This is a genomic window from Acinetobacter sp. H1(2024), from assembly GCF_046557555.1.
In the GTDB taxonomy this organism is placed as follows: Bacteria; Pseudomonadota; Gammaproteobacteria; order Pseudomonadales; family Moraxellaceae; genus Acinetobacter; species Acinetobacter seifertii.
Genome location: NZ_JBKGFO010000012.1, coordinates 15,171 through 37,289, shown reverse-complemented (window position 1 = coordinate 37,289; position 22,119 = coordinate 15,171). Strand labels below are relative to the sequence as shown.

Genomic DNA, 22,119 nt, shown 5'->3' with positions numbered 1-22,119 from the left:
TTGATTAATCGAAATAATTTTCATTGATTGATTGGTTTAAATTACTCGAAGTTTATTTGAGCGAAATTTAAGTCAGTAATTGATGAGCCAGAATTGGTACCTTGTCTTTAAATAAGGTACAAAATGATTTTAACTGAAGAGTTTGATCATGGCTCAGATTGAACGCTGGCGGCAGGCTTAACACATGCAAGTCGAGCGGAGAGAGGTAGCTTGCTACTGATCTTAGCGGCGGACGGGTGAGTAATGCTTAGGAATCTGCCTATTAGTGGGGGACAACATCTCGAAAGGGATGCTAATACCGCATACGTCCTACGGGAGAAAGCAGGGGATCTTCGGACCTTGCGCTAATAGATGAGCCTAAGTCGGATTAGCTAGTTGGTGGGGTAAAGGCCTACCAAGGCGACGATCTGTAGCGGGTCTGAGAGGATGATCCGCCACACTGGGACTGAGACACGGCCCAGACTCCTACGGGAGGCAGCAGTGGGGAATATTGGACAATGGGGGGAACCCTGATCCAGCCATGCCGCGTGTGTGAAGAAGGCCTTATGGTTGTAAAGCACTTTAAGCGAGGAGGAGGCTACTTTAGTTAATACCTAGAGATAGTGGACGTTACTCGCAGAATAAGCACCGGCTAACTCTGTGCCAGCAGCCGCGGTAATACAGAGGGTGCAAGCGTTAATCGGATTTACTGGGCGTAAAGCGCGCGTAGGCGGCTAATTAAGTCAAATGTGAAATCCCCGAGCTTAACTTGGGAATTGCATTCGATACTGGTTAGCTAGAGTGTGGGAGAGGATGGTAGAATTCCAGGTGTAGCGGTGAAATGCGTAGAGATCTGGAGGAATACCGATGGCGAAGGCAGCCATCTGGCCTAACACTGACGCTGAGGTGCGAAAGCATGGGGAGCAAACAGGATTAGATACCCTGGTAGTCCATGCCGTAAACGATGTCTACTAGCCGTTGGGGCCTTTGAGGCTTTAGTGGCGCAGCTAACGCGATAAGTAGACCGCCTGGGGAGTACGGTCGCAAGACTAAAACTCAAATGAATTGACGGGGGCCCGCACAAGCGGTGGAGCATGTGGTTTAATTCGATGCAACGCGAAGAACCTTACCTGGCCTTGACATAGTAAGAACTTTCCAGAGATGGATTGGTGCCTTCGGGAACTTACATACAGGTGCTGCATGGCTGTCGTCAGCTCGTGTCGTGAGATGTTGGGTTAAGTCCCGCAACGAGCGCAACCCTTTTCCTTATTTGCCAGCGAGTAATGTCGGGAACTTTAAGGATACTGCCAGTGACAAACTGGAGGAAGGCGGGGACGACGTCAAGTCATCATGGCCCTTACGGCCAGGGCTACACACGTGCTACAATGGTCGGTACAAAGGGTTGCTACACAGCGATGTGATGCTAATCTCAAAAAGCCGATCGTAGTCCGGATTGGAGTCTGCAACTCGACTCCATGAAGTCGGAATCGCTAGTAATCGCGGATCAGAATGCCGCGGTGAATACGTTCCCGGGCCTTGTACACACCGCCCGTCACACCATGGGAGTTTGTTGCACCAGAAGTAGCTAGCCTAACTGCAAAGAGGGCGGTTACCACGGTGTGGCCGATGACTGGGGTGAAGTCGTAACAAGGTAGCCGTAGGGGAACCTGCGGCTGGATCACCTCCTTAACGAAAGATTGACGATTGGTAAGAATCCACAACAAGTTGTTCTTCATAGATGTATCTGAGGGTCTGTAGCTCAGTTGGTTAGAGCACACGCTTGATAAGCGTGGGGTCACAAGTTCAAGTCTTGTCAGACCCACCATGACTTTGACTGGTTGAAGTTATAGATAAAAGATACATAACTGATGATGTAAGCTGGGGACTTAGCTTAGTTGGTAGAGCGCCTGCTTTGCACGCAGGAGGTCAGGAGTTCGACTCTCCTAGTCTCCACCAGAACTTAAGAGAAGTTCGGATTACAGAAATTAGTAAATAGAGATTTCGGTCTTGGTTTATTAACTTCTGTGATTTAAGTATCACGGTATTAAGCATGACCTGACGAAGGCGTGTTTATTCATTAACAGATTGGCAAAATTGAGTCTGAAATAAATTGTTCACTCAAGAGTTTAGATTAAGTAATTAATCTAGATGAATTGAGAACTAGCAAATTAACTGAATCAAGCGTTTTGGTATATGAATTTAGATTGAAGCTGTACAGTGTTTAAGTACACAGTACTCTAAACTGAAATGTTGAAGTTACTAACTTGTAGGTAACATCGACTGTTTGGGGTTGTATAGTCAAGTAATTAAGTGCATGTGGTGGATGCCTTGGCAGTCAGAGGCGATGAAAGACGTGATAGCCTGCGAAAAGCTCCGGGGAGGCGGCAAATATCCTGTGATCCGGAGATTTCTGAATGGGGGAACCCACCTACTTTAAGGTAGGTATTGCAACATGAATACATAGTGTTGCAAAGCGAACGAGGGGAAGTGAAACATCTCAGTACCCTTAGGAAAAGAAATCAATTGAGATTCCCTCAGTAGCGGCGAGCGAACGGGGATCAGCCCATTAAGTTATGTGTGTTTTAGTGGAACGCTCTGGGAAGTGCGAACGTAGAGGGTGATATTCCCGTACACGAAAGGGCACACATAATGATGACGAGTAGGGCGAGGCACGTGAAACCTTGTCTGAATATGGGGGGACCATCCTCCAAGGCTAAATACTCCTGACTGACCGATAGTGAACCAGTACCGTGAGGGAAAGGCGAAAAGAACCCCTGTGAGGGGAGTGAAATAGATCCTGAAACCGCATGCATACAAGCAGTGGGAGCCGACTTGTTCGGTGACTGCGTACCTTTTGTATAATGGGTCAGCGACTTATATTCAGTAGCGAGGTTAACCGTATAGGGGAGCCGTAGAGAAATCGAGTCTTAATAGGGCGTTTAGTTGCTGGGTATAGACCCGAAACCAGGCGATCTATCCATGAGCAGGTTGAAGGTTGGGTAACACTAACTGGAGGACCGAACCCACTGTCGTTGAAAAGCCAGGGGATGACTTGTGGATAGGGGTGAAAGGCTAATCAAGCCTGGTGATAGCTGGTTCTCCCCGAAAGCTATTTAGGTAGCGCCTCGGACGAATACCATAGGGGGTAGAGCACTGTTTCGGCTAGGGGGTCATCCCGACTTACCAAACCGATGCAAACTCCGAATACCTATGAGTACTATCCGGGAGACAGACTGCGGGTGCTAACGTCCGTAGTCAAGAGGAAAACAATCCAGACCGCCAGCTAAGGCCCCAAAATCATAGTTAAGTGGGAAACGATGTGGGAAGGCATAGACAGCTAGGAGGTTGGCTTAGAAGCAGCCACCCTTTAAAGAAAGCGTAATAGCTCACTAGTCGAGTCGGCCTGCGCGGAAGATGTAACGGGGCTAAAACTATGTGCCGAAGCTGCGGATTTGACATTAGTCAAGTGGTAGGGGAGCGTTCTGTAAGCCGATGAAGGTGTATTGAGAAGTATGCTGGAGGTATCAGAAGTGCGAATGCTGACGTGAGTAACGACAAAACGGGTGAAAAACCCGTTCGCCGAAAGACCAAGGGTTCCAGTCCAACGTTAATCGGGGCTGGGTGAGTCGACCCCTAAGGCGAGGCCGAAAGGCGTAGTCGATGGGAAATTGGTTAATATTCCAATACTTCTGTGTAATGCGATGAGAGGACGGAGAAGGTTAAGTCAGCCTGGCGTTGGTTGTCCAGGTGGAAGGATGTAGGTATGTATCTTAGGCAAATCCGGGGTACTCTATACTGAGATCCGATAGCAAGCTGTACTTGTACAGTGAAGTGGCTGATACCATGCTTCCAGGAAAAGTCTCTAAGCTTCAGTTACACAGGAATCGTACCCGAAACCGACACAGGTGGTCAGGTCGAGTAGACCAAGGCGCTTGAGAGAACTCTGCTGAAGGAACTAGGCAAAATGGTACCGTAACTTCGGGAGAAGGTACGCTGTTGTTGGTGATGGAACTTGCTTCCTGAGCTGATGACAGCCGCAGAAACCAGGCCGCTGCAACTGTTTATTAAAAACATAGCACTCTGCAAACACGAAAGTGGACGTATAGGGTGTGATGCCTGCCCGGTGCTGGAAGGTTAATTGATGGGGTTAGCGTAAGCGAAGCTCTTGATCGAAGCCCCAGTAAACGGCGGCCGTAACTATAACGGTCCTAAGGTAGCGAAATTCCTTGTCGGGTAAGTTCCGACCTGCACGAATGGCATAATGATGGCGGCGCTGTCTCCAGCAGAGGCTCAGTGAAATCGAAATCGCTGTGAAGATGCAGTGTACCCGCGGCTAGACGGAAAGACCCCGTGAACCTTTACTGCAGCTTGACACTGAACTTTGACCTTACTTGTGTAGGATAGGTGGGAGGCTTTGAAGTTGGAACGCTAGTTCCAATGGAGCCGTCCTTGAAATACCACCCTGGTAATGTTGAGGTTCTAACTCTGTCCCGTTATCCGGGACGAGGACCGTGTCTGGTGGGTAGTTTGACTGGGGCGGTCTCCTCCTAAAGAGTAACGGAGGAGTACGAAGGTGCGCTCAGCGTGGTCGGAAATCACGCGTAGAGTATAAAGGCAAAAGCGCGCTTAACTGCGAGACCCACAAGTCGAGCAGGTACGAAAGTAGGTCTTAGTGATCCGGTGGTTCTGTATGGAAGGGCCATCGCTCAACGGATAAAAGGTACTCTGGGGATAACAGGCTGATACCGCCCAAGAGTTCATATCGACGGCGGTGTTTGGCACCTCGATGTCGGCTCATCTCATCCTGGGGCTGAAGCAGGTCCCAAGGGTATGGCTGTTCGCCATTTAAAGAGGTACGCGAGCTGGGTTTAGAACGTCGTGAGACAGTTCGGTCCCTATCTACCGTGGGCGCTGGAAATTTGAGAGGATCTGCTCCTAGTACGAGAGGACCAGAGTGGACGAACCTCTGGTGTACCGGTTGTGACGCCAGTCGCATCGCCGGGTAGCTATGTTCGGAAGGGATAACCGCTGAAAGCATCTAAGCGGGAAGCCTACCTCAAGATAAGATTTCCCTAGGAATTTATTCCTCTAAAGAGCCGTTCGAGACTAGGACGTTGATAGGTTGGATGTGGAAGCATAGTGATATGTGAAGCTGACCAATACTAATTGCTCGTGAGGCTTGACTATACAACACCCAAGCAGTTGTATATAAAGCATCAATCGATTCATAAATCTACAAACAAACTTGATTTAGTTACTTCACTAGATAAAATGAACAAGTCAGATTCAATCAGCCCAATCTGTAAAGATTTGGAAAACGCTTCGGCAATCAATAAGACCAAAGCAAGTATCCATAAACAGTTGTGCTGGCGACCATAGCAAGAGTGAACCACCTGATCCCTTCCCGAACTCAGAAGTGAAACCTCTTAGCGCTGATGGTAGTGTGGGGTTACCCATGTGAGAGTAAGTCATCGCCAGCTCATTATTCCAAACACCCCGGTCTCGAAAGAAACCGGGGTGTTTCTTATTGCGCGGAATAAAAGCGGAAAGTTAATTACTGATTCTTTAGAGATTAAATTTAATTCAATTTATAAAGAAATAAAGCTATTCTGAAACTAATCACCTTATTATAAATTTAATATGCAATGGATCTTAGTTAAAACTTTTTCGTTTCCGTATGAGGCACAAATTGCAAAAACTCAATTAGAGGCTTTTGGAATCCCTGCTCGTATTGAAAATGAACATACAATTAATATGGACTGGTTTTATTCAAATGCATTGGGTGGGGTTCGTTTATTAGTACTAGAAAAAGATGTTCATGATGCGAAAGCTTTCCTTGAAAAAGATTTTAGTGAAGACTTAGAGCAAGAATTTGGAAAAAATAAAGAGCAATGTCCTAACTGTGGAAGTTATGATATTGAAGCCTACACACAAGGGAAAAAATCAGCCTTTGTGGCTTTCATGTTCTTTGGTTTACCTTTGTTTTCTTTTAAAAATGGTAATAGATGCAAACAATGCCAATATTTTTGGAGTTAATGATTGATCTTACTTCAATTTATTAGGGTTTATTATGAAGAAAAAGCCAAAGTCTGGAATAAGATTAAAAATTGATCTATAACAAGGAATATTATAAAACTATAAAAAATTATAAAGGGAAGAATGTTATGGAATATAAAGGAAGTTGTCACTGCGGACAGGTGATGTTTGTCATAGAAGGTGAGCTAATAGAAGTTTTATCTTGTAATTGTTCCATTTGCCAAAAGAAAGGGTCTTTACTTTGGTTCCTACCCACTAATCAAGTTACAGTTACTTTAGATCCTCCTGATATTTTAGCAAATTACACTTTTAACAAACATGTGATTAATCATCATTTCTGTAAAAATTGCGGTATTCATCCCTATGCCCAAGGTATAGATAGTCAAGGTAATTCAATCTTTGCGATTAATGTTCGATGTATAGACGACATTGACTTAGATAAAATAAAAATAAATTATTTTGATGGACGTTCAGTTTAATAATTATAAGGATTTCTTCAATGACAACTACAAAACAATTAAATCAAACGCAATTAGATTCACTGCTTGAACTATTAAAGAAGAGATTTGAAAAGAACACACATCGCCATAAAGAAATTGATTGGACAAATGTGCGAGCTAAATTATTAGAATCGCCTGAAAAATTATGGTCATTGCAAGAAATGGAAAACACTGGAGGAGAACCTGACGTTGTCTCTTATGATCAACATAAGGATGAGTATTTATTTGTAGATTGTTCTCCTGAGAGTCCAAAAGGCCGTAGAAGTCTTTGTTATGATCGAGAGGCTTTGGAGACTAGAAAAGATCATCCTCCCAGAAATAATGCAATCGATGCAGCTAAAGAAATGGGAGCTGAGCTTCTCACAGAAGAGCAATACCATGATTTACAAATGTTAGAGGAGTTTGATCTTAAAACATCAAGTTGGCTTAAAACTCCTGATGAGATTCGACGGTTAGATGGAGCTATTTTTGCTGACCGACGTTATGGTCGGGTCTTCATTTATCATAATGGAGCACAGTCTTATTATGCTGTTCGTGGTTTTCGTTGCTGCTTAAGAGTATAGGCGTTATGCATAAATAAAAATAATTCTGTTTGATGTTTTATGCCAAGAAAATGGAGATTCTTGCAACTTTTGATTGACTGTAAACATGACAAGATATGTTCAGGAATTAAATAAAAACATCAGGACATTTCTAAACATGCAACTCAATCCAATTTACTATAATGAACAACATATTGCTTTTGCTGACAATGTTCGCCGATTTGTACAAAAAGAAATGGCACCTTTTGTTAATGAGTGGGATGAGGCTGAGACATTTCCTAGAGAGCTTTATAGAAAGGCTGCTGAAATTGGCCTATTAGGTTTAGGTTTTTCTGAAGAATATGGTGGTATTCCTGATGCAGATCCGTTCTATTCATTACTGGCTGGTATTGAAATGGCAAAGGCAGGTTCTGGAGGAGTACATACCTCACTCATGGTACACACAATTGGCGCCCCTCCCATTCTGCATTTTGGAAGTGAGGAGTTAAAAGCTAGAGTCCTCCCAGAGATTATTTCCGGTGAAAAAATTTCTGCTTTAGCTATTACAGAACCTGGTGGTGGCTCGGATGTCGCTGCATTGCAGACTAAAGCTATTCGTGATGGTGATTACTACATGGTCTCGGGTGAAAAGACGTTTATCACATCGGGAATTCGTGCAGATTACTATACAGTTGCAGTGCGTACAGACCCCACAAAAACAGGAGCTGAAGGCATTTCAATGTTGCTCGTTGATGCGCACAGTGAAGGAATTACTAAAACACCTTTAAAGAAAATGGGATGGTGGGCTTCTGATACGGCGCATTTGCATTTTGATCAAGTACGAGTACCTGCATCAAATCTGCTCGGCAAAGAAAACGCTGGTTTTAAAGTTATTATGAATAACTTTAATATGGAGCGGTTTTTCTTAGGAGTAGTCGCTTATGGGTATGCATTAGTCTGTTATGAAGAAGCTTTAGATTGGGCGCAACAACGAAAAACTTTTGGTAAGCGATTAATTGATCATCAAGTGGTTCGTCATAAATTGGTAGATATGGCAACGCAATTAACTTCAACACGGGCATTGCTTGAAGAAACTGCATGGAAAATGACTCAGCCAAAACTACAAGGACCTGAGTTGGTGGCTCAAATTTCGATGCTGAAAAATGTTGCGACTCGCACTATGCAATTTTGTGCTGATGCAGCTGTACAAACATTAGGTGGTATGGGCTTTATGCGAGGTACCAAGTCGGAACGTATTTATCGTGAAGTGAAGGTCAATATGATTGGTGGTGGTGCTGAAGAAATTATGAAAGATTTGATTAGTAAGCAGTTGGGTTATTAAGAAGTGGGCGGTATAAGTTTTATACCGCCCTTGGATTTTAAATTAAAGTTGAGTTAGCTCTTCAATAGTTATTTGTTGTATTTCGAATAATGGTTGTTTTAGTAAGGCATTTAAAGATCTTAATGAATCAAATTGATTTTCATGGAATAGAGTGTCAATTCTTAGTTGTTGAGCCGATTCATGGTAAACTAAACCTAAAGACGTGATCAATTCTTGTAATAAAGTTGGACTGTCGCTTAATTCTGAGAGAGAACCTGTTAAAGTTTTAGGTAATTCATTAAAGAAATTCGTAATGGTCTGTTCTCTCCAATACTCTTCTTTAAAATTGAAATCGAACAAAGGATTATCTGACTGACTTGTCAAAAGTACTGAATTTGTAGCGGTTTCAGCATAAACATATTCATTTTTTTCTCGTAATAAAATTACAAAAAAAGGTTTACTATCATCAATGCTAATGAGTTGAAAATGTAAAAGCCCTGATAATTTAGCGAATTCAAAAGCATCTTCTTCACTCATTTCCGGCAGACTTTCACCGTCAAATTCTTCACCTGTTTTTTCTAAAATGAAATTGTCGATTTGTTCATATAGATCATCTGAGGCGTACCCATTAAAAATATCAAAATTGCATAAATCATGATCGTATAAAGCTTGAGCAACAAGAGTCTTATAGGTTTTCTCAGCTTCAGTATGATCATTATAAATAGCTTTGATTGAACCTAAAGTTGCTTCATCAGTCATATACCATTCATCGTTATAACCAAAGTCATTATAACGAATCATATATTTAATATTGCTCATAAGTTTTCCCCTGTTTTTAAGCAAGTTTTGTCTTTAGTTGTTGTAGTTTTACTGCACTTGGTGGTACAGCTATTCCATTATCCATCCACATCTCAAATCGCATTGGATTAAAGAAAGTATCTGGACTGATATCAAAATCAATCAATCTAGCTTTTGATTTCCCCATCATGGGTAAAATGGTATTAATAAACCAACTATTATGGGTAATAAGTAAAGATTTTAATTGACCTGTAGCAGATAGAGGAGAAAGCAATGTGGCTGATAACTTTGGATCATCGATTACATCACAATGGAATTTTTCTAAACGTTTGGCTAGTCCCTCTGTAGGTATATCTTGCATAGCCGAAACAAAATCCCCAATTGTTGGAATAAATCGATGATGAAAGTCAACTAATAGGTGGTCTCTTTCACATAGATCTTTAACTTCAATACTTTTACCCATGCTATTGTCGAAGTAATGCCCAAAAATGGGAATAATAACTTCTTGTATACCCCAAAAAGTATGTAAGATCCGGTGGCGATTATCTGTACATAACATTTTGGTACTGTCGATTAGAGCGTGAATATTAATATAATCTTCAAGCTCTCCCCCACGACGTTTGACCGAAATATTGGCGTGTTGTACTGGATTCATTAATGTTTCTTATAATCATTTGATATTTAATGATAATAACAGTTTAGATGTGGAGCGTGAATATAAAAAAAGATATTAACGTCAAGTTATGTCGTCTATTTTTAAAATTTATGACTGAAAATTAATAGAATTTTTGTTTGAGAAAGAATTAGTGATCTTAAGTTTAAATTGGCTGGAATTTTATTTCTCCTTCCACATTTCATTTAAAATTGCCCAACGTTCATGATCTTTCCATGTTTTTCCTCCAATTCGAAGATATTGCCGAGAAAAACCTTCTTTAATGAAACCAGCTTGGGCCACTAATTGAATCGAGGCAATATTGTCAGGTTGTATATTCGCTTCTAACCTATGTAAATTTAAATTTTTGAATGCTTCATTGAGTAATAATTTGAGGCCTTGCGTCATATAGCCATGACCTTGATAGGGATGAAATGCTTCATAACCCAAATAGGCTGAATGAAAGTGACCGCGTATAATATTTGAAATATTAAATGTTCCAGCAATCGCATGGCTATCGGTTAAGCAGACAAAATAGCGATGCTCTTGTTCTAAATATGTGTGAAAGTCAGCTGGTGGATATGCCCACGGTTGATGTAATTCAACACTACGTGCATAAGCTTCTTTAATTTCTGCAAGGTCATTTTTCTTGGGTTTACGTAAATAGACTAGACTCATTTTAATGCCATCTCCCAGACCATTTCGGTTAACTCATCAATTTTGACTTTACCCTCAGCTTTATACCAAGTTACGGTCCATGAAATTGCACCACCAATTAATCTTCGCCAAATAAAGGCATCATACTTTACCTTGCCTTCAGTACGTAATTTTTCAATAACATCTAACCAGATTTGCTCATATTCATTACGCATTTTTAAAAGATAATCTTGTTTTTCTTTTGATAGGGCAAACCACTCATAAACCAAAACAGCCATGGCGGAACCTGTATCTCCAGTAATTGAAACGAGTTCAGCTTTAATAAGGGCACGTAATTGTTGTTCTGGATCGGTAGATTGAGCTGCCGCATCTTGTAAACGAGCAAGATTGTAAATAATGGTTTCCTCCATTACGTGAGCGAGGATGTCATCTTTACTTTTAAAGTGATGAAATAAACTACCTGATTGAATTCCAATAAATTGAGCAAGTTCGCGTACAGTAGTTTTGTCATAGCCTTGTTTATGAAATAGGTAGGCGGCCCCCCGTAATAAACGACCACGCGGGCTGTCATCAAAGCAAGAGATATTTGGAATCTGTTCAATTGAAGTAGCAATCATGCGAAAGCCGAATCCTTTATATAAAAATACTTAACAGAAAAGTTTGCCAAACCTCATCATGTTTTAGCTGAGCTGTCGAGTTTGGCAGTTTTGGTCAGTTTCACAATAACATTTTGCTCTTTACAAACCAAGCGCTTGCTTGGTAATGTTGAGTGTAATTTTTAAACAAAATAATGAGAAATAAGATGGCAAGTAATCAACAGGATGATGAACGTGTCGTAAAAATAGGTTGTGCCTCAGGTTTTTGGGGAGACACCAATACTGCCGCTTTCCAATTGGTACATCTAACCGATATTAATTATTTGGTTTTTGATTATTTGTCAGAGATCACCATGTCGATTATGGCAAAAGCGAAGATGGTAGAACCAAAGCATGGTTATGCTTTGGATTTTGTCAGTCGAGTGATGGCACCTCTACTTAAAAAAATTGCAGAGAAAAAGATTAAGGTAATTAGTAATGCTGGTGGTGTTAATCCATTGGCGTGTCGAGATGCTTTGCAAAAAATTATTAAAGAGTATGGTCTAGATCTGAAAGTGGCTGTGGTATTAGGTGATGATCTTTTACCAAAACATGAGCAGTTAAAATCAAAGAATATTCAGGAAATGTTTAGTGGTGAAGCTTTGCCAGAACAGGTGGCAAGCAGTAATGCTTATTTAGGTGCGGTGGCTATTCGTGATGCTTTAAATTTAGGCGCAGATATTGTGATTACTGGCCGTGTGGTTGACTCTGCTGTGGTGCTTGCCCCTTTACTTCATGAATATCAATGGTCGCTCGATGACTATGACAAGTTGGCACAAGGCTCACTGGCAGGTCATATCATTGAATGTGGTGCACAATGTACAGGTGGTAATTTTACCGATTGGCAATTGGTACAAGGCTTCGACAACATGGGGTTTCCAGTGGTTGAGGTGAGTGAAGATGGATCATTTGTTGTGACCAAGCCACAAGGAACAGGCGGTTTGGTTTCTACCGCCACGGTTGCTGAACAAATTGTTTATGAAATTGGCAATCCTCAAGCATATTTACTACCCGATGTAATTGCTGATTTCAGCCACGTGCATTTAGAGCAAGTTGGGGAGCATCGAGTTCGTGTGACGGGTGCAAAAGGACAAGCACCGACTACACAATATAAAGTTAGTGCGACTTATCCAGATGGTTATCGGGTTTTAGTCAGTTTCTTAATTGCAGGACGTGAAGCACCACAAAAAGCGCAAGTCATTGCCGATGCGATTTTGGCGAAATGTGAGCGTGTTTTAGCAATGCGCTCAGTGCCTCCATTTAGTGAAAAGTCGGTTGAAATCTTAGGTATTGAAAGTACTTATGGAGCACATGCTCAGGCTTTAAATAGTCGTGAAGTGGTGGTCAAAATAGCTGTAAAACACATGTTTAAAGAAGCATGTATGTTCTTTGCATCTGAAATTGCACAGGCTTCAACAGGTATGGCTCCAGCCTTGGCAGGAATTGTCGGAGGTCGACCAAAAGCATCTCCAGTGATTAAGTTATTTTCATTTTTAATTGATAAAAATCAGGTCAATGTCGAAATCGATTTTGATGGTAACAGCTATCCAGTTGAGATTCCTCAGGGCACTTCTATCGAGCAATTCAATATTTTAGCAGCGGGTGAAAGTGCGGTTTATCAAGGGAATGAAATTGAAGTTCCTTTGATTGAAATTGCGCATGCCCGTAGTGGTGATAAAGGCAATCATAGCAATATTGGTGTGATTGCGCGTAAAGCAGAATATTTACCGTGGATTCGTGCAGCACTGACTGAACAGACGGTTGCAAGCTATATGCAACATGTTTTGGATGCAGAGAAAGGGCGAGTCATTCGTTATGAGTTACCAGGTTTAAATGCACTGAATTTTATGTTGGAAAATGCCTTGGGTGGTGGGGGTGTTGCAAGCCTACGAATCGATCCACAAGGTAAAGCCTTTGCACAGCAATTATTGGATATGCCTGTTAAAGTTCCGGCACATCTTTTAGAAAAATAAAATGAATGGATGAAACAAAGATGAGTTATCAATCAATTTTTAGACCAGATGCATTCGCTAATAAAGTAGTCATTGTGACAGGTGGGGGCTCAGGTATTGGCCGTTGTACGGCACATGAGCTTGCAGCCCTCGGCGCTCAAGTGGTGATTACAGGACGCAAAATTGAAAAATTAGAGAAAGTAAGCCAAGAAATTATAGAAGATGGTGGGCGGGTTCATTTCATTGTTTGTGATAACCGTGAAGAAGAACAAGTGAAAAATATGATTGCTGAAGTGATTGAGAAGTTCGGTAAATTGGATGGTTTGGTGAATAACGCGGGTGGTCAGTTCCCGTCAGCTTTAGAGAATATCTCGGCGAATGGTTTTGATGCAGTCGTGCGTAATAATTTACACGCAACGTTCTATTTAATGCGTGAAGCTTATAACCAATGGATGGCTAAACATGGTGGCAGTATTGTCAATATGACTGCTGATATGTGGGGCGGCATGCCGGGAATGGGACATTCTGGTGCTGCGCGTTCAGGGGTTGATAACTTAACTAAAACAGCATCGGTTGAGTGGGGGAAATCTGGCGTTCGTGTAAATGCGGTTGCACCGGGATGGATTGTGTCATCTGGTATGGATAATTATAGTGGTGATTTTGCCAAAGTAATTATTCCAAGTCTTGCTGGCAATGTACCGCTAAAACGTATGGGAACTGAGTCAGAAGTATCGTCGGCGATTTGTTATTTACTGTCCGATGCTGCGGCTTTTGTTTCTGGTGTGACCTTACGTATTGATGGTGCTGCCTCACAAGGAACACGCATGTATCCACTAGCTGAGGCGACAAATAGTCAGTCTTATAATGGTTTCCATCGTGCATTTATTCCTGAAATTTTTAAAAAAGATAAGATTGAAAAAGTCGAGCAAAGCAATAATTCAGGCTCGGAGTGAGGAATAAAAAATGACCATTCTTCAATCCGAAATTGCTGTTGGTAGTCAACAGTATCAAAAAAATAAAGAGGCACTGCTTGCTCAGCTGAGTGAAGTCCGTGCAATTCAACAAAAAAGTATTGATAAATCGTATGCTGCCAAACCGAAGTTCGATAAAAAAGGCAAGATTTTGCCGCATGAGCGGGTGCGGTTATTACTTGACGCTGATTCATCTTTTATTGAGCTTTGTGGTTTGGTTGGCTACAACATGCATGATGATAAAGATGGTTCAGAAGCGGGTGGTGGTGTGATTGCTGGTATTGGTTTTGTCAGTGGTGTGCGTTGTCTGGTTTCTGCAAGTAATAGCGCGATTAAAGGTGGGACCATGTCCCCTATGGGCGTACAAAAAACTTTGCGTTTGCAAAAAATTGCCTTAGAACAAAAACTCCCCCTGATTACGCTGACCGAAAGTGGTGGCGCCAACTTAAATTATGCGGCTGAAGTATTTACTTATGGCGGTATGACCTTTGCCAATCAGGCACGTCTTTCAGCGGCAGGTATTCCACAGCTTGCAGTTGTTCATGGTAACGCAACAGCTGGTGGGGCTTATCAGCCTGGTCTTTCTGATTATGTCATTGCTGTGCGTAAGCAAACCGAGATGTTGCTTGCAGGCCCACCTTTACTTTTAGCTGCGACTGGCGAAGTAGCAACGGCTGAAGAGTTGGGTGGGGCAGAAATGCACGCACAGGTTGCTGGAACAGCAGAATACTTAGCTGAAAATGATGCTGATGGTATTCGACTTGCACGTGAAATTTTTGAACATTTGAACTGGAAAGAGCAAGTCAAATCAGTTGATATTCCCTATAAAGAACCTCGTTATGACGCTGAAGAGTTATTGGGTGTGATTCCAAATGACCCGAAACAACCATTCAATATAAAAGAAGTGGTTGCACGCATTATTGACGATTCAGATTTTCTAGAATTTAAACAGGAATATGATGATTTAACGGTATGTGGCTGGGCGAAAATTGGAGGCTTACATATTGGCATTATCACCAATAATGGTCCGATTACGCCTCAAGGAGCAGCGAAAGCAGCTCAGTTTATACACTTGTGTGAACAGACCAAGCATCCATTATTGTTCTTGCATAACACCACCGGTTTCATGGTGGGAACCGATGCCGAGCAAAATGGCATTATCAAGCATGGCTCGAAACTTATTCAAGCTGTTGCGAATTGTTCTGTACCTAAAATTTCAATTGTTGTGGCAGGCTCATATGGTGCTGGTAACTACGCAATGTGTGGTCGGAGTTTATCGCCAGACTTTATTTTTGCATGGCCAAATTCGCATGTTGCTGTCATGGGATCTGCACAAGCTGGAAAAGTACTGCGTATTGTTGCCGAAGGAAAACAAAAAGCTTCTGGTCAGGAACCGAATCCGCAAATGCTCGATTTTCTTGAGCAAAGTACGGCTATGAAATTAGAGCAGCAATCTACCGCTCTTTTCAATACGGCCATGCTACATGATGACGGCATTATCGATCCGCGAGATACTCGAAAATTATTAATTTTCCTTTTACAAACCATTTATGAAGCACAGCAACGAGAGCTAAATCCAACTCGGTTTGGTGTGTCCCGTTTTTAATCAACCTTTACCGCAATTAAAAAAATTAATAGGAATAACACAATGAAATTTACTGCCGAACATGAAGCATTACGCCGTACAGCTCGTCAATTTGTTCAAAATGAGCTGAATCCACATATTCCAGAATGGGAAGCTGCGGGACGTTTCCCAATCCATGACGTATTTAAAAAGATGGGTGATCTTGGTTTATTGGGGATTTGTAAGCCTGAGGAAAATGGCGGTTTAGCGTTAGATTATTCTTATAACCTTGTAGTTGCAGAAGAAATTGGCTATGCAGCTTGTGGCGGGGTGCCTTTAGCCATTGGTGTACAAACGGACATGGCAACACCTGCTTTGGCGCGTTTTGGTAGTAAAGAATTACGCGATGAGTTTTTAACACCAGCGATTGCTGGGGAATATGTTGCCTCAATTGCAGTATCGGAAGTGCATGCTGGTTCGGATGTTGCTGCTATTAAAACGACTGCTAAAAAAGATGGCGATGACTATGTCATTAACGGCAGTAAAATGTGGATTACAAACTCATTGCAGGCCGACTTCTTTTGTCTTTTAGCCAATACGTCTGATGATAAACCACACGTTAATAAGTCGATGATTATTGTGCCAGCAAAAACCAAAGGGATTAGTTTTTCAGAGCCACTTAATAAATTAGGGATGCGTTCAACGACCACAGCGCAGGTTTATTTAGATAATGTCCGTGTACCTCAACGTAACTTAGTGGGTGTCGAAGGCATAGGCTTCATGATGCAAATGATGCAATTTCAGGAAGAGCGCCTATGGGCATGTGCTAATGCCATTGGCGGTTTGGAAAATTTAATCCAAAAGACCATCGACTATACAAAAGAGCGTACCACTTTTGGTCAACCCCTCATTAATAACCAATATATCCATTTTCGTTTTGCCGAACTCATGACTGAAGTGGAAGCGCTTAAAGCCTTAACCTACCAAGCTTGTGAACAGCATATTGCTGGTGAAGATGTGACCAAACTTGCATCTATGGCAAAACTCAAAGCTGGACGTTTAACTCGTGAAGTTGCCGATAGTTGTCTGCAATATTGGGGCGGCAATGGCTTTATGTGGGATAACCCTGCATCACAGCTGTATCGTGATGGTCGTTTAGGCTCTATTGGCGGTGGTGCAGATGAGATTATGCTGGGGATTATCTGTAAGTTAATGGACATTCTGCCTAAAAAGCAGAAATAAAAATAAGGAATACACCATGACACTTTCCTCATCTCTACAAGCTTTAGATATTGATGACAGCATTCAATTAGAACAAGACGGCAGTATTTTATATCTCTGGTTAAACCGACCAGAAAGCCGTAATGCCATGAACTTGAATATGGTTAATGCCATTCAACAAGTCTTTAATGCCATTCGCGATGATCTTTCAATTCGTGCGGTAATTATCCGTGGTGAAGGCGGAACTTTTTGTGCAGGTGGGGATATTAAAGATATGGCTGCTTTACGCGTTGAAGTGACCAATGTCGGCAGTCTACAACCTTATGCTGACTTTAACCGCTGTTTTGGTGCCATGCTTGAGCAAGTTGAAGCTGCGCCGCAAACGGTTGTAGTGATTTTAGAAGGTGCTGTTTTAGGTGGTGGTTTTGGTTTGGCATGTGTTTCCGATGTTGCCATTAGTCGTGACAATGCTCAGTTTGGTTTACCTGAAACGGGACTGGGGGTTATTCCTGCGCAAATTGCTCCTTTCGTGGTGAAACGTATTGGCCTGACTCAGGCGCGCCGACTTGCTTTACTCGGTATGCGTTTTGAAGGGCATACAGCATTAAGTTTCGGAGTTGTTCATCAAATTGCACATAATGAAATTGAACTTGAACAAGCTTTAGAGGAAACCATTCAACACATTAAACGAGCAGCTCCTCAAGCTTCGCGTGTGACTAAAGCGCTGTTACATCGAACGCTCAATGAACCTTTAAATGAATTGCTAGATGATGCTGCACAGCAGTTTGCTCAAGCGGTTGGTGGTGCTGAAGGACAAGAAGGAACGATGGCTTTTATCCAGAAACGGTTGCCAAACTGGGCTGATGAGTCATAAAAGATAAGGATAAAAATAATGAAATTTTCAAAAGTACTGGTTGCCAACCGTGGTGAAATTGCAGTTCGAGTCATGCAGACTGCTAAGGCAATGGGCTACCAAACTGTCGCAGTTTATTCTGATGCTGACCATAAGGCTCGCCATGTGCAAGAGGCAGATGAAGCTGTTTACATTGGGCCATCTAAAGTATCTGAGTCTTATCTCGCTATTACCAAAATTATTGAAGCTTGCAAAAAAACAGGTGCTGATGCAGTTCACCCCGGTTATGGTTTTTTGTCTGAAAATACTGATTTTGCTCAGGCATGTATCGATAACCAGATTACCTTTATTGGGCCTACTGCTTCTGCAATTGAGTTAATGGGCAGTAAACGCCTTTCAAAAATTGCCATGATTGAGGCGGGCGTCCCTTGTGTACCGGGCTATGAAGGTGACCGACAGGATCTCGAATACTTAGCAGGACAAGCCGAACAGGTTGGTTTTCCGATTATGGTCAAAGCTTCTGCGGGTGGTGGTGGTCGTGGAATGCGTTTGGTACAACAATCATCCGAATTGATTGAAGCTTTACAAACTGCGCGTTCAGAAGCTGAAAATGCATTTGGTTCAGGTGAGCTTATTTTAGAAAAAGCAGTCATTGCTCCGCGCCATGTCGAAATTCAGGTTTTTGGTGATACTCATGGCAATTATGTTTATTTGTTTGAGCGTGATTGTTCAATCCAACGCCGCCATCAAAAAGTAGTTGAAGAGGCGCCGTGTCCAGTGATGACGCCTGAATTACGTCAGCAGATGGGGGAAGCTGCTGTAGCAGCAGCGAAAGCATGTGCTTATGTGGGAGCAGGGACAGTTGAGTTTTTGCTTGATGCATCCGGTGCATTTTACTTTTTGGAGATGAATACTCGTTTGCAGGTCGAGCATCCGGTAACCGAACTTATTACGGGACTAGATTTAGTTGAATGGCAGTTACGTGTAGCGAATGGTGAACAATTGCCTTTGCAACAACATGAATTGATGTTAAACGGTCATGCAATCGAGGTGCGTTTGTATGCCGAAGACCCACGTCAGGATTTCTTACCACAAACAGGAAAGGTTTTACGATGGCAGCCTGCAACTTTACCAAATGTGCGAATCGATCATGGCATGTTAGCAACCGATGAAATCAGTCCATTTTACGATCCGATGGTGGCGAAGGTGATCGCATACGGTAAAACCCGTGAGGATGCGATTCGCTTACTGGCTCGTGCCGTAGATGATTGTGTTTTGCTAGGAGTAAATAGTAATAAACAATTTTTGGTCAATTTATTACGTCATCCAGTTGTTGTTGCAGGAGATACCAATACAGCGTTCATTCAACAGCATTTTCTAAATGACAGCAGTTTACATAAGCAGGTTCTATCTTTAGAAACATTAGCGATTGCAGCGGCATTATTTAGCCAAAGTAACGGTACGGCAGTGTGGCAAACTGGCTTAGGTGTGCCATTACCATTAAAACTTAAATATGATGATCAGCAAATTCAATTACTGCTTTCATCTGTAAATAACACATTTACGGCCCAGTTCTGTGATCAAACAGTTTGCATTGAAGTACTTGAGAGAACGCCAGATTACCTAGTTTATTTAATTAATGGTGTGCGTCGCCGTGTCCAATATGTATTAGATGGTGATCAGCTTTACTTAGATCGAGAGAATGGCAATGTTGCAATTCGCAACGTAACTTATGCTGCTCCAGAAACAGTTGATGCGGCTGGTGATGGCAAAATTCGTGCACCAATGGATGGTGCTGTGGTTAATATTCTGGTGAATAAAGGCGATCAAGTGGTGAAAGGTCAGACCTTACTAGTGCTTGAAGCTATGAAAATCCAGCAGCAGATTAAAGCTGATGTAGATGGGATTATTGAAGACGTTTTAGGCCAACAAGGGCAGCAAGTTAAAAAACGGCAAATGCTATTTAGTATCCAAGTATAAAAAAATACCGCTCTTATTGGGCGGTATTTTTTTATAGCCGTGTGGGTTATTCTCCATCTGCCTCTGCAATCACTTGGCTTGCTTTTTTTAGACTGTAAAGCAGTTGCCCTAAAAGTACATCTCTATTACTTAGGGTAACCATCACCATCGGGTGATGGATCGCTGGAATAGCCGTCAAAATGGCTTTGCCATTATCTGCATCTAAGGTGATGTTGTTACAGCCAGTCAGTTGAATTTCTTTTAAAAATGCAGTGACCATTGCCAAAATAGAACTACTCACCGCTGCTAATTTAGTGGTGTTATGATAGTTCTTGTGACTTACTGTTGCTAATTCAAACCCATCTGAAGAACAAATCATCACAAAGTCTACACCACGTGTATTCATCAGAATTTTTTGGGCTTCACTTTTTGCAAGTTGTAGCAATTGTGTTGGAGCGGTTCGTTTTTGAATTGGAATACTAAGCATGATCTTTCCCTTGAGATGTTGCGCCTACCTTAACTTCAAGTGATGCAATTAATGATTCAACCATCATTGAAATGTGCTCTTGTTCTCTTGCATCAATAAAAAATAATGGATATTGAAGTTCATTTTCTGTTAACCAATTACGATACTGCTGAAGTGAAGATTCTTTATTTTCATCAATATGTGTAATACCAATCGCAATATTATTATTATAGTTTTTAAAGGTTTCCAAATAGCTTTCTAGCTCGCTAATAGCACTTGGGCTGTTATGATCTAACAGAAGAATAATACCGATTGCGCCTTCACAAATAACTGACCAGATAAAATCAAAACGGCTTTGTCCAGGTGTTCCATATAAGCCAATTTTAACTCCATCATCTAGTGTAATTTCGCCGTAATCAATTCCGACTGTTGTTTGTGATTTTTGATGGCTTTCTACATCTGTATTAAATGCTTCTGTTCCTAAAATTGGAATTTCAGATAGCGATTTGATCGCTTCTGTTTTTCCCGCCCCCATACTGCCCGCAAAGACAATTTTATATTGCTGTATAATCATACTGTTCCTTAAAAACCAAAACGACGTCTAATTTTTCCTATGAAATTTTTAAAAAAATGACTTTCACTATTTGAGCCTTCTGAATGCGTTTGAGGAGCGTATGAACACTTATTTGCAGAAACATATTGTCCGTTATTTGCCATTAAGCAAGCCGTAATAAAACGTAAAATAACATCGATTGGTTGGTTAAGTTGTTTTGCTACATCAGTGACTTTGGCTCCCTGAATAAAGCAGGCAGAGAGCTGAAGGCTAATTTTTCTATATTCTTTTTGATAGGGTTGCGGCCAATGATCTATTTTGAAATAACCATCAGCCGAAGCTAAATTTTCAAATTCATTTGAATACCAGATGAGATTCCATAACCAATCTTTTAAGTAATAACCTTTTTTACGTGAAACCTTTGTAAAGTCTGAGGTTTTGGCAAAAGCAAAATTAAAACTCATATTGGTATGTGCTTTTTGACGAGAAGGTTCTACCCAAGCGACCTGAGTCCTGTTATCAATAATAGCGAGCGTACCTTTATCATCAAATAAATGTAATTTGGTATTTTCCTGACTATGTAAACTTTTTATAAATTGCCCATCTATGAGAGCCATTTCATTTGATAAAGCTGACGTAGAGTTAATAGCAGTAGATTCTAAAGAGGCTAATACATTTTTTTGTAGCCAAGATAGAAGGGGCTCTGACTTTTCTAAGGGAAAGTGTAAAGTATGTTCATATATAGAGTTTCCATTTTGTGAAGGTGTTTTGGTAATTTTTAAATAAGGAATTTTTTTCTTTTGAAGAATATTTTGAATGTTATCTGCATCAAAAAAGTTTTCGTTAATGATTAATAAATCAATATTATTATTAGAAATGTTAACCCAGTTAATCCCATATTGATTGGATATTAAATTTCGGATTAATATTTTTAATTCATCTGAAACTTTTAAGCTTAAACCTGAAACTGCAATATTTATGCAATGACTATCCATAGTATCATTTTAAGTTTTATTAAATAGTTTAGTGATTTTTTATGCTCTTTATAATTAATATAAAGAGCATAAATTAAATCAATTAGCTGAAGTCTAGCTCTTTTTCAAATGACTTTAACTCATGACGAGCCATAGCCAAATTTGCTTTAGTACGATCAAGTACTAAATAAAGAAATAAGTTGTTATTACTCTCTAATGGACGAATTAAGTGATAAGCTTTACCTAAAGTAATTAAAATATCCTCAATATTGTCATTTAATTTCAATGCATTAGCGATATTTCTCTTTGCGCGAATGACTTCTGTATTTCCAGCAGCAGCCAATTCTAAATCAATTTCCCCACCGCCTTGAGTTGCAAGTGATAAACCACTTTCTGAATCAACAAGTGCAGATGCAACAAAACCATCAATTTCAGTTAAGCTATCTAAAGAAAGTTTAGCCATTTTTATCTCTCAGGATTATAAAATTATAGTTACTACTTTTTATT

At 41.1% G+C, this 22,119-nt stretch carries 18 protein-coding genes, 2 tRNA genes and 3 rRNA genes; 15 read left to right on the top strand and 8 right to left on the bottom strand.

Annotation, left to right across the window (positions count from 1 at the left end; all coding sequences use genetic code 11):
- Positions 1-130: 130 nt before the first annotated feature.
- The 9 genes from ACLCEG_RS19160 (at position 131) to ACLCEG_RS19120 (ending at position 8,378) form a co-directional block, all read left to right on the top strand.
- Positions 131-1,668 (top strand): 16S ribosomal RNA (locus ACLCEG_RS19160).
- A gap of 59 nt (positions 1,669-1,727) precedes the next feature.
- Positions 1,728-1,804, top strand: a tRNA-Ile gene (locus ACLCEG_RS19155).
- Positions 1,805-1,859: 55 nt separating this feature from the next.
- A tRNA-Ala gene (locus ACLCEG_RS19150) sits at positions 1,860-1,935 on the top strand.
- A gap of 340 nt (positions 1,936-2,275) precedes the next feature.
- Positions 2,276-5,166 (top strand): 23S ribosomal RNA (locus tag ACLCEG_RS19145).
- Between the two features lie 178 nt (positions 5,167-5,344).
- Positions 5,345-5,459: ribosomal RNA gene (gene rrf, locus ACLCEG_RS19140) — 5S ribosomal RNA — on the top strand.
- The 16S, 23S and 5S rRNA genes sit together here with 2 tRNA genes alongside, the layout of an rRNA operon.
- Before the next feature lie 160 nt (positions 5,460-5,619).
- Positions 5,620-6,015 carry a DUF2007 domain-containing protein gene (locus ACLCEG_RS19135; RefSeq protein ID WP_004704072.1) on the top strand — a complete coding sequence of 132 codons (396 nt, stop codon included), beginning with the start codon at positions 5,620-5,622 and terminating at the stop codon, positions 6,013-6,015.
- A 128-nt stretch (positions 6,016-6,143) separates the two neighbouring features.
- Entirely contained in the window at positions 6,144-6,494 is a 351-nt protein-coding gene (locus ACLCEG_RS19130) for a GFA family protein (RefSeq protein WP_200001996.1), read from the top strand.
- 20 nt (positions 6,495-6,514) lie between these two features.
- On the top strand, positions 6,515-7,078 hold the full coding sequence (locus ACLCEG_RS19125) for a DUF4256 domain-containing protein (protein ID WP_348902277.1): 564 nt from the start codon (positions 6,515-6,517) through the stop codon (positions 7,076-7,078).
- 136 nt (positions 7,079-7,214) lie between these two features.
- Entirely contained in the window at positions 7,215-8,378 is a 1,164-nt protein-coding gene (locus tag ACLCEG_RS19120; RefSeq protein ID WP_348902276.1) for an acyl-CoA dehydrogenase family protein, read from the top strand.
- Between the two features lie 42 nt (positions 8,379-8,420).
- Here the strand turns inward: ACLCEG_RS19120 and ACLCEG_RS19115 are convergent, their stop codons facing one another.
- From ACLCEG_RS19115 to ACLCEG_RS19100, 4 genes are all read right to left on the bottom strand, one after another.
- Entirely contained in the window at positions 8,421-9,176 is a 756-nt protein-coding gene (locus ACLCEG_RS19115; RefSeq protein ID WP_348902275.1) for a hypothetical protein, read from the bottom strand.
- 16 nt (positions 9,177-9,192) lie between these two features.
- Positions 9,193-9,810 carry a DUF6915 family protein gene (locus ACLCEG_RS19110; RefSeq protein WP_100291144.1) on the bottom strand — a complete coding sequence of 206 codons (618 nt, stop codon included), beginning with the start codon at positions 9,808-9,810 and terminating at the stop codon, positions 9,193-9,195.
- A gap of 180 nt (positions 9,811-9,990) precedes the next feature.
- Entirely contained in the window at positions 9,991-10,485 is a 495-nt protein-coding gene (locus ACLCEG_RS19105) for a GNAT family protein (protein WP_348902274.1), read from the bottom strand.
- Positions 10,482-11,081 (bottom strand): TetR/AcrR family transcriptional regulator, encoded by a 600-nt coding sequence (locus tag ACLCEG_RS19100; protein ID WP_348902273.1) that lies wholly within the window; start codon positions 11,079-11,081, stop codon positions 10,482-10,484. The genes ACLCEG_RS19105 and ACLCEG_RS19100 overlap by 4 nt, the downstream gene beginning before the upstream one ends.
- A 185-nt stretch (positions 11,082-11,266) precedes the next feature.
- On the opposite strand from ACLCEG_RS19100, the gene ACLCEG_RS19095 reads away from it, so the two are divergent.
- From ACLCEG_RS19095 to ACLCEG_RS19070, 6 genes are read left to right on the top strand one after another with little or no spacing between them, the layout of a single operon-like run.
- Complete coding sequence (locus ACLCEG_RS19095; protein WP_410568809.1) at positions 11,267-13,072, top strand: acyclic terpene utilization AtuA family protein; 1,806 nt, start codon at positions 11,267-11,269, stop codon at positions 13,070-13,072.
- A gap of 20 nt (positions 13,073-13,092) precedes the next feature.
- Complete coding sequence (locus ACLCEG_RS19090) at positions 13,093-14,004, top strand: SDR family oxidoreductase (protein WP_410568807.1); 912 nt, start codon at positions 13,093-13,095, stop codon at positions 14,002-14,004.
- A 10-nt stretch (positions 14,005-14,014) separates the two neighbouring features.
- The gene (locus ACLCEG_RS19085) at positions 14,015-15,628 is read left to right on the top strand and encodes an acyl-CoA carboxylase subunit beta (RefSeq protein ID WP_410568805.1); all 1,614 of its coding nucleotides are present in this window, start codon (positions 14,015-14,017) and stop codon (positions 15,626-15,628) included.
- Between the two features lie 42 nt (positions 15,629-15,670).
- Positions 15,671-16,828, top strand: a complete 1,158-nt coding sequence (locus ACLCEG_RS19080) for an acyl-CoA dehydrogenase family protein (protein WP_410568803.1) — start codon at positions 15,671-15,673, stop codon at positions 16,826-16,828.
- A gap of 16 nt (positions 16,829-16,844) precedes the next feature.
- Positions 16,845-17,681, top strand: a complete 837-nt coding sequence (locus ACLCEG_RS19075; RefSeq protein ID WP_410568801.1) for an enoyl-CoA hydratase/isomerase family protein — start codon at positions 16,845-16,847, stop codon at positions 17,679-17,681.
- An 18-nt stretch (positions 17,682-17,699) separates the two neighbouring features.
- Positions 17,700-19,640 carry an acetyl/propionyl/methylcrotonyl-CoA carboxylase subunit alpha gene (locus ACLCEG_RS19070; RefSeq protein WP_410568799.1) on the top strand — a complete coding sequence of 647 codons (1,941 nt, stop codon included), beginning with the start codon at positions 17,700-17,702 and terminating at the stop codon, positions 19,638-19,640.
- A 46-nt stretch (positions 19,641-19,686) separates the two neighbouring features.
- Here ACLCEG_RS19070 and ACLCEG_RS19065 read toward each other — a convergent pair whose 3' ends face one another.
- The 4 genes from ACLCEG_RS19065 to ACLCEG_RS19050 all read right to left on the bottom strand — a co-directional run bounded on the left by ACLCEG_RS19065 (position 19,687) and on the right by ACLCEG_RS19050 (position 22,075).
- Complete coding sequence (locus tag ACLCEG_RS19065; protein WP_410568797.1) at positions 19,687-20,106, bottom strand: roadblock/LC7 domain-containing protein; 420 nt, start codon at positions 20,104-20,106, stop codon at positions 19,687-19,689.
- Positions 20,099-20,659 carry a GTP-binding protein gene (locus ACLCEG_RS19060; RefSeq protein WP_019456610.1) on the bottom strand — a complete coding sequence of 187 codons (561 nt, stop codon included), beginning with the start codon at positions 20,657-20,659 and terminating at the stop codon, positions 20,099-20,101. The genes ACLCEG_RS19065 and ACLCEG_RS19060 overlap by 8 nt, the downstream gene beginning before the upstream one ends.
- An 8-nt stretch (positions 20,660-20,667) precedes the next feature.
- Positions 20,668-21,633, bottom strand: a complete 966-nt coding sequence (locus ACLCEG_RS19055) for a hypothetical protein (RefSeq protein ID WP_410568795.1) — start codon at positions 21,631-21,633, stop codon at positions 20,668-20,670.
- An 82-nt stretch (positions 21,634-21,715) separates the two neighbouring features.
- On the bottom strand, positions 21,716-22,075 hold the full coding sequence (locus ACLCEG_RS19050) for a hypothetical protein (RefSeq protein ID WP_019456611.1): 360 nt from the start codon (positions 22,073-22,075) through the stop codon (positions 21,716-21,718).
- Between the last annotated feature and the right edge of the window lie 44 nt (positions 22,076-22,119).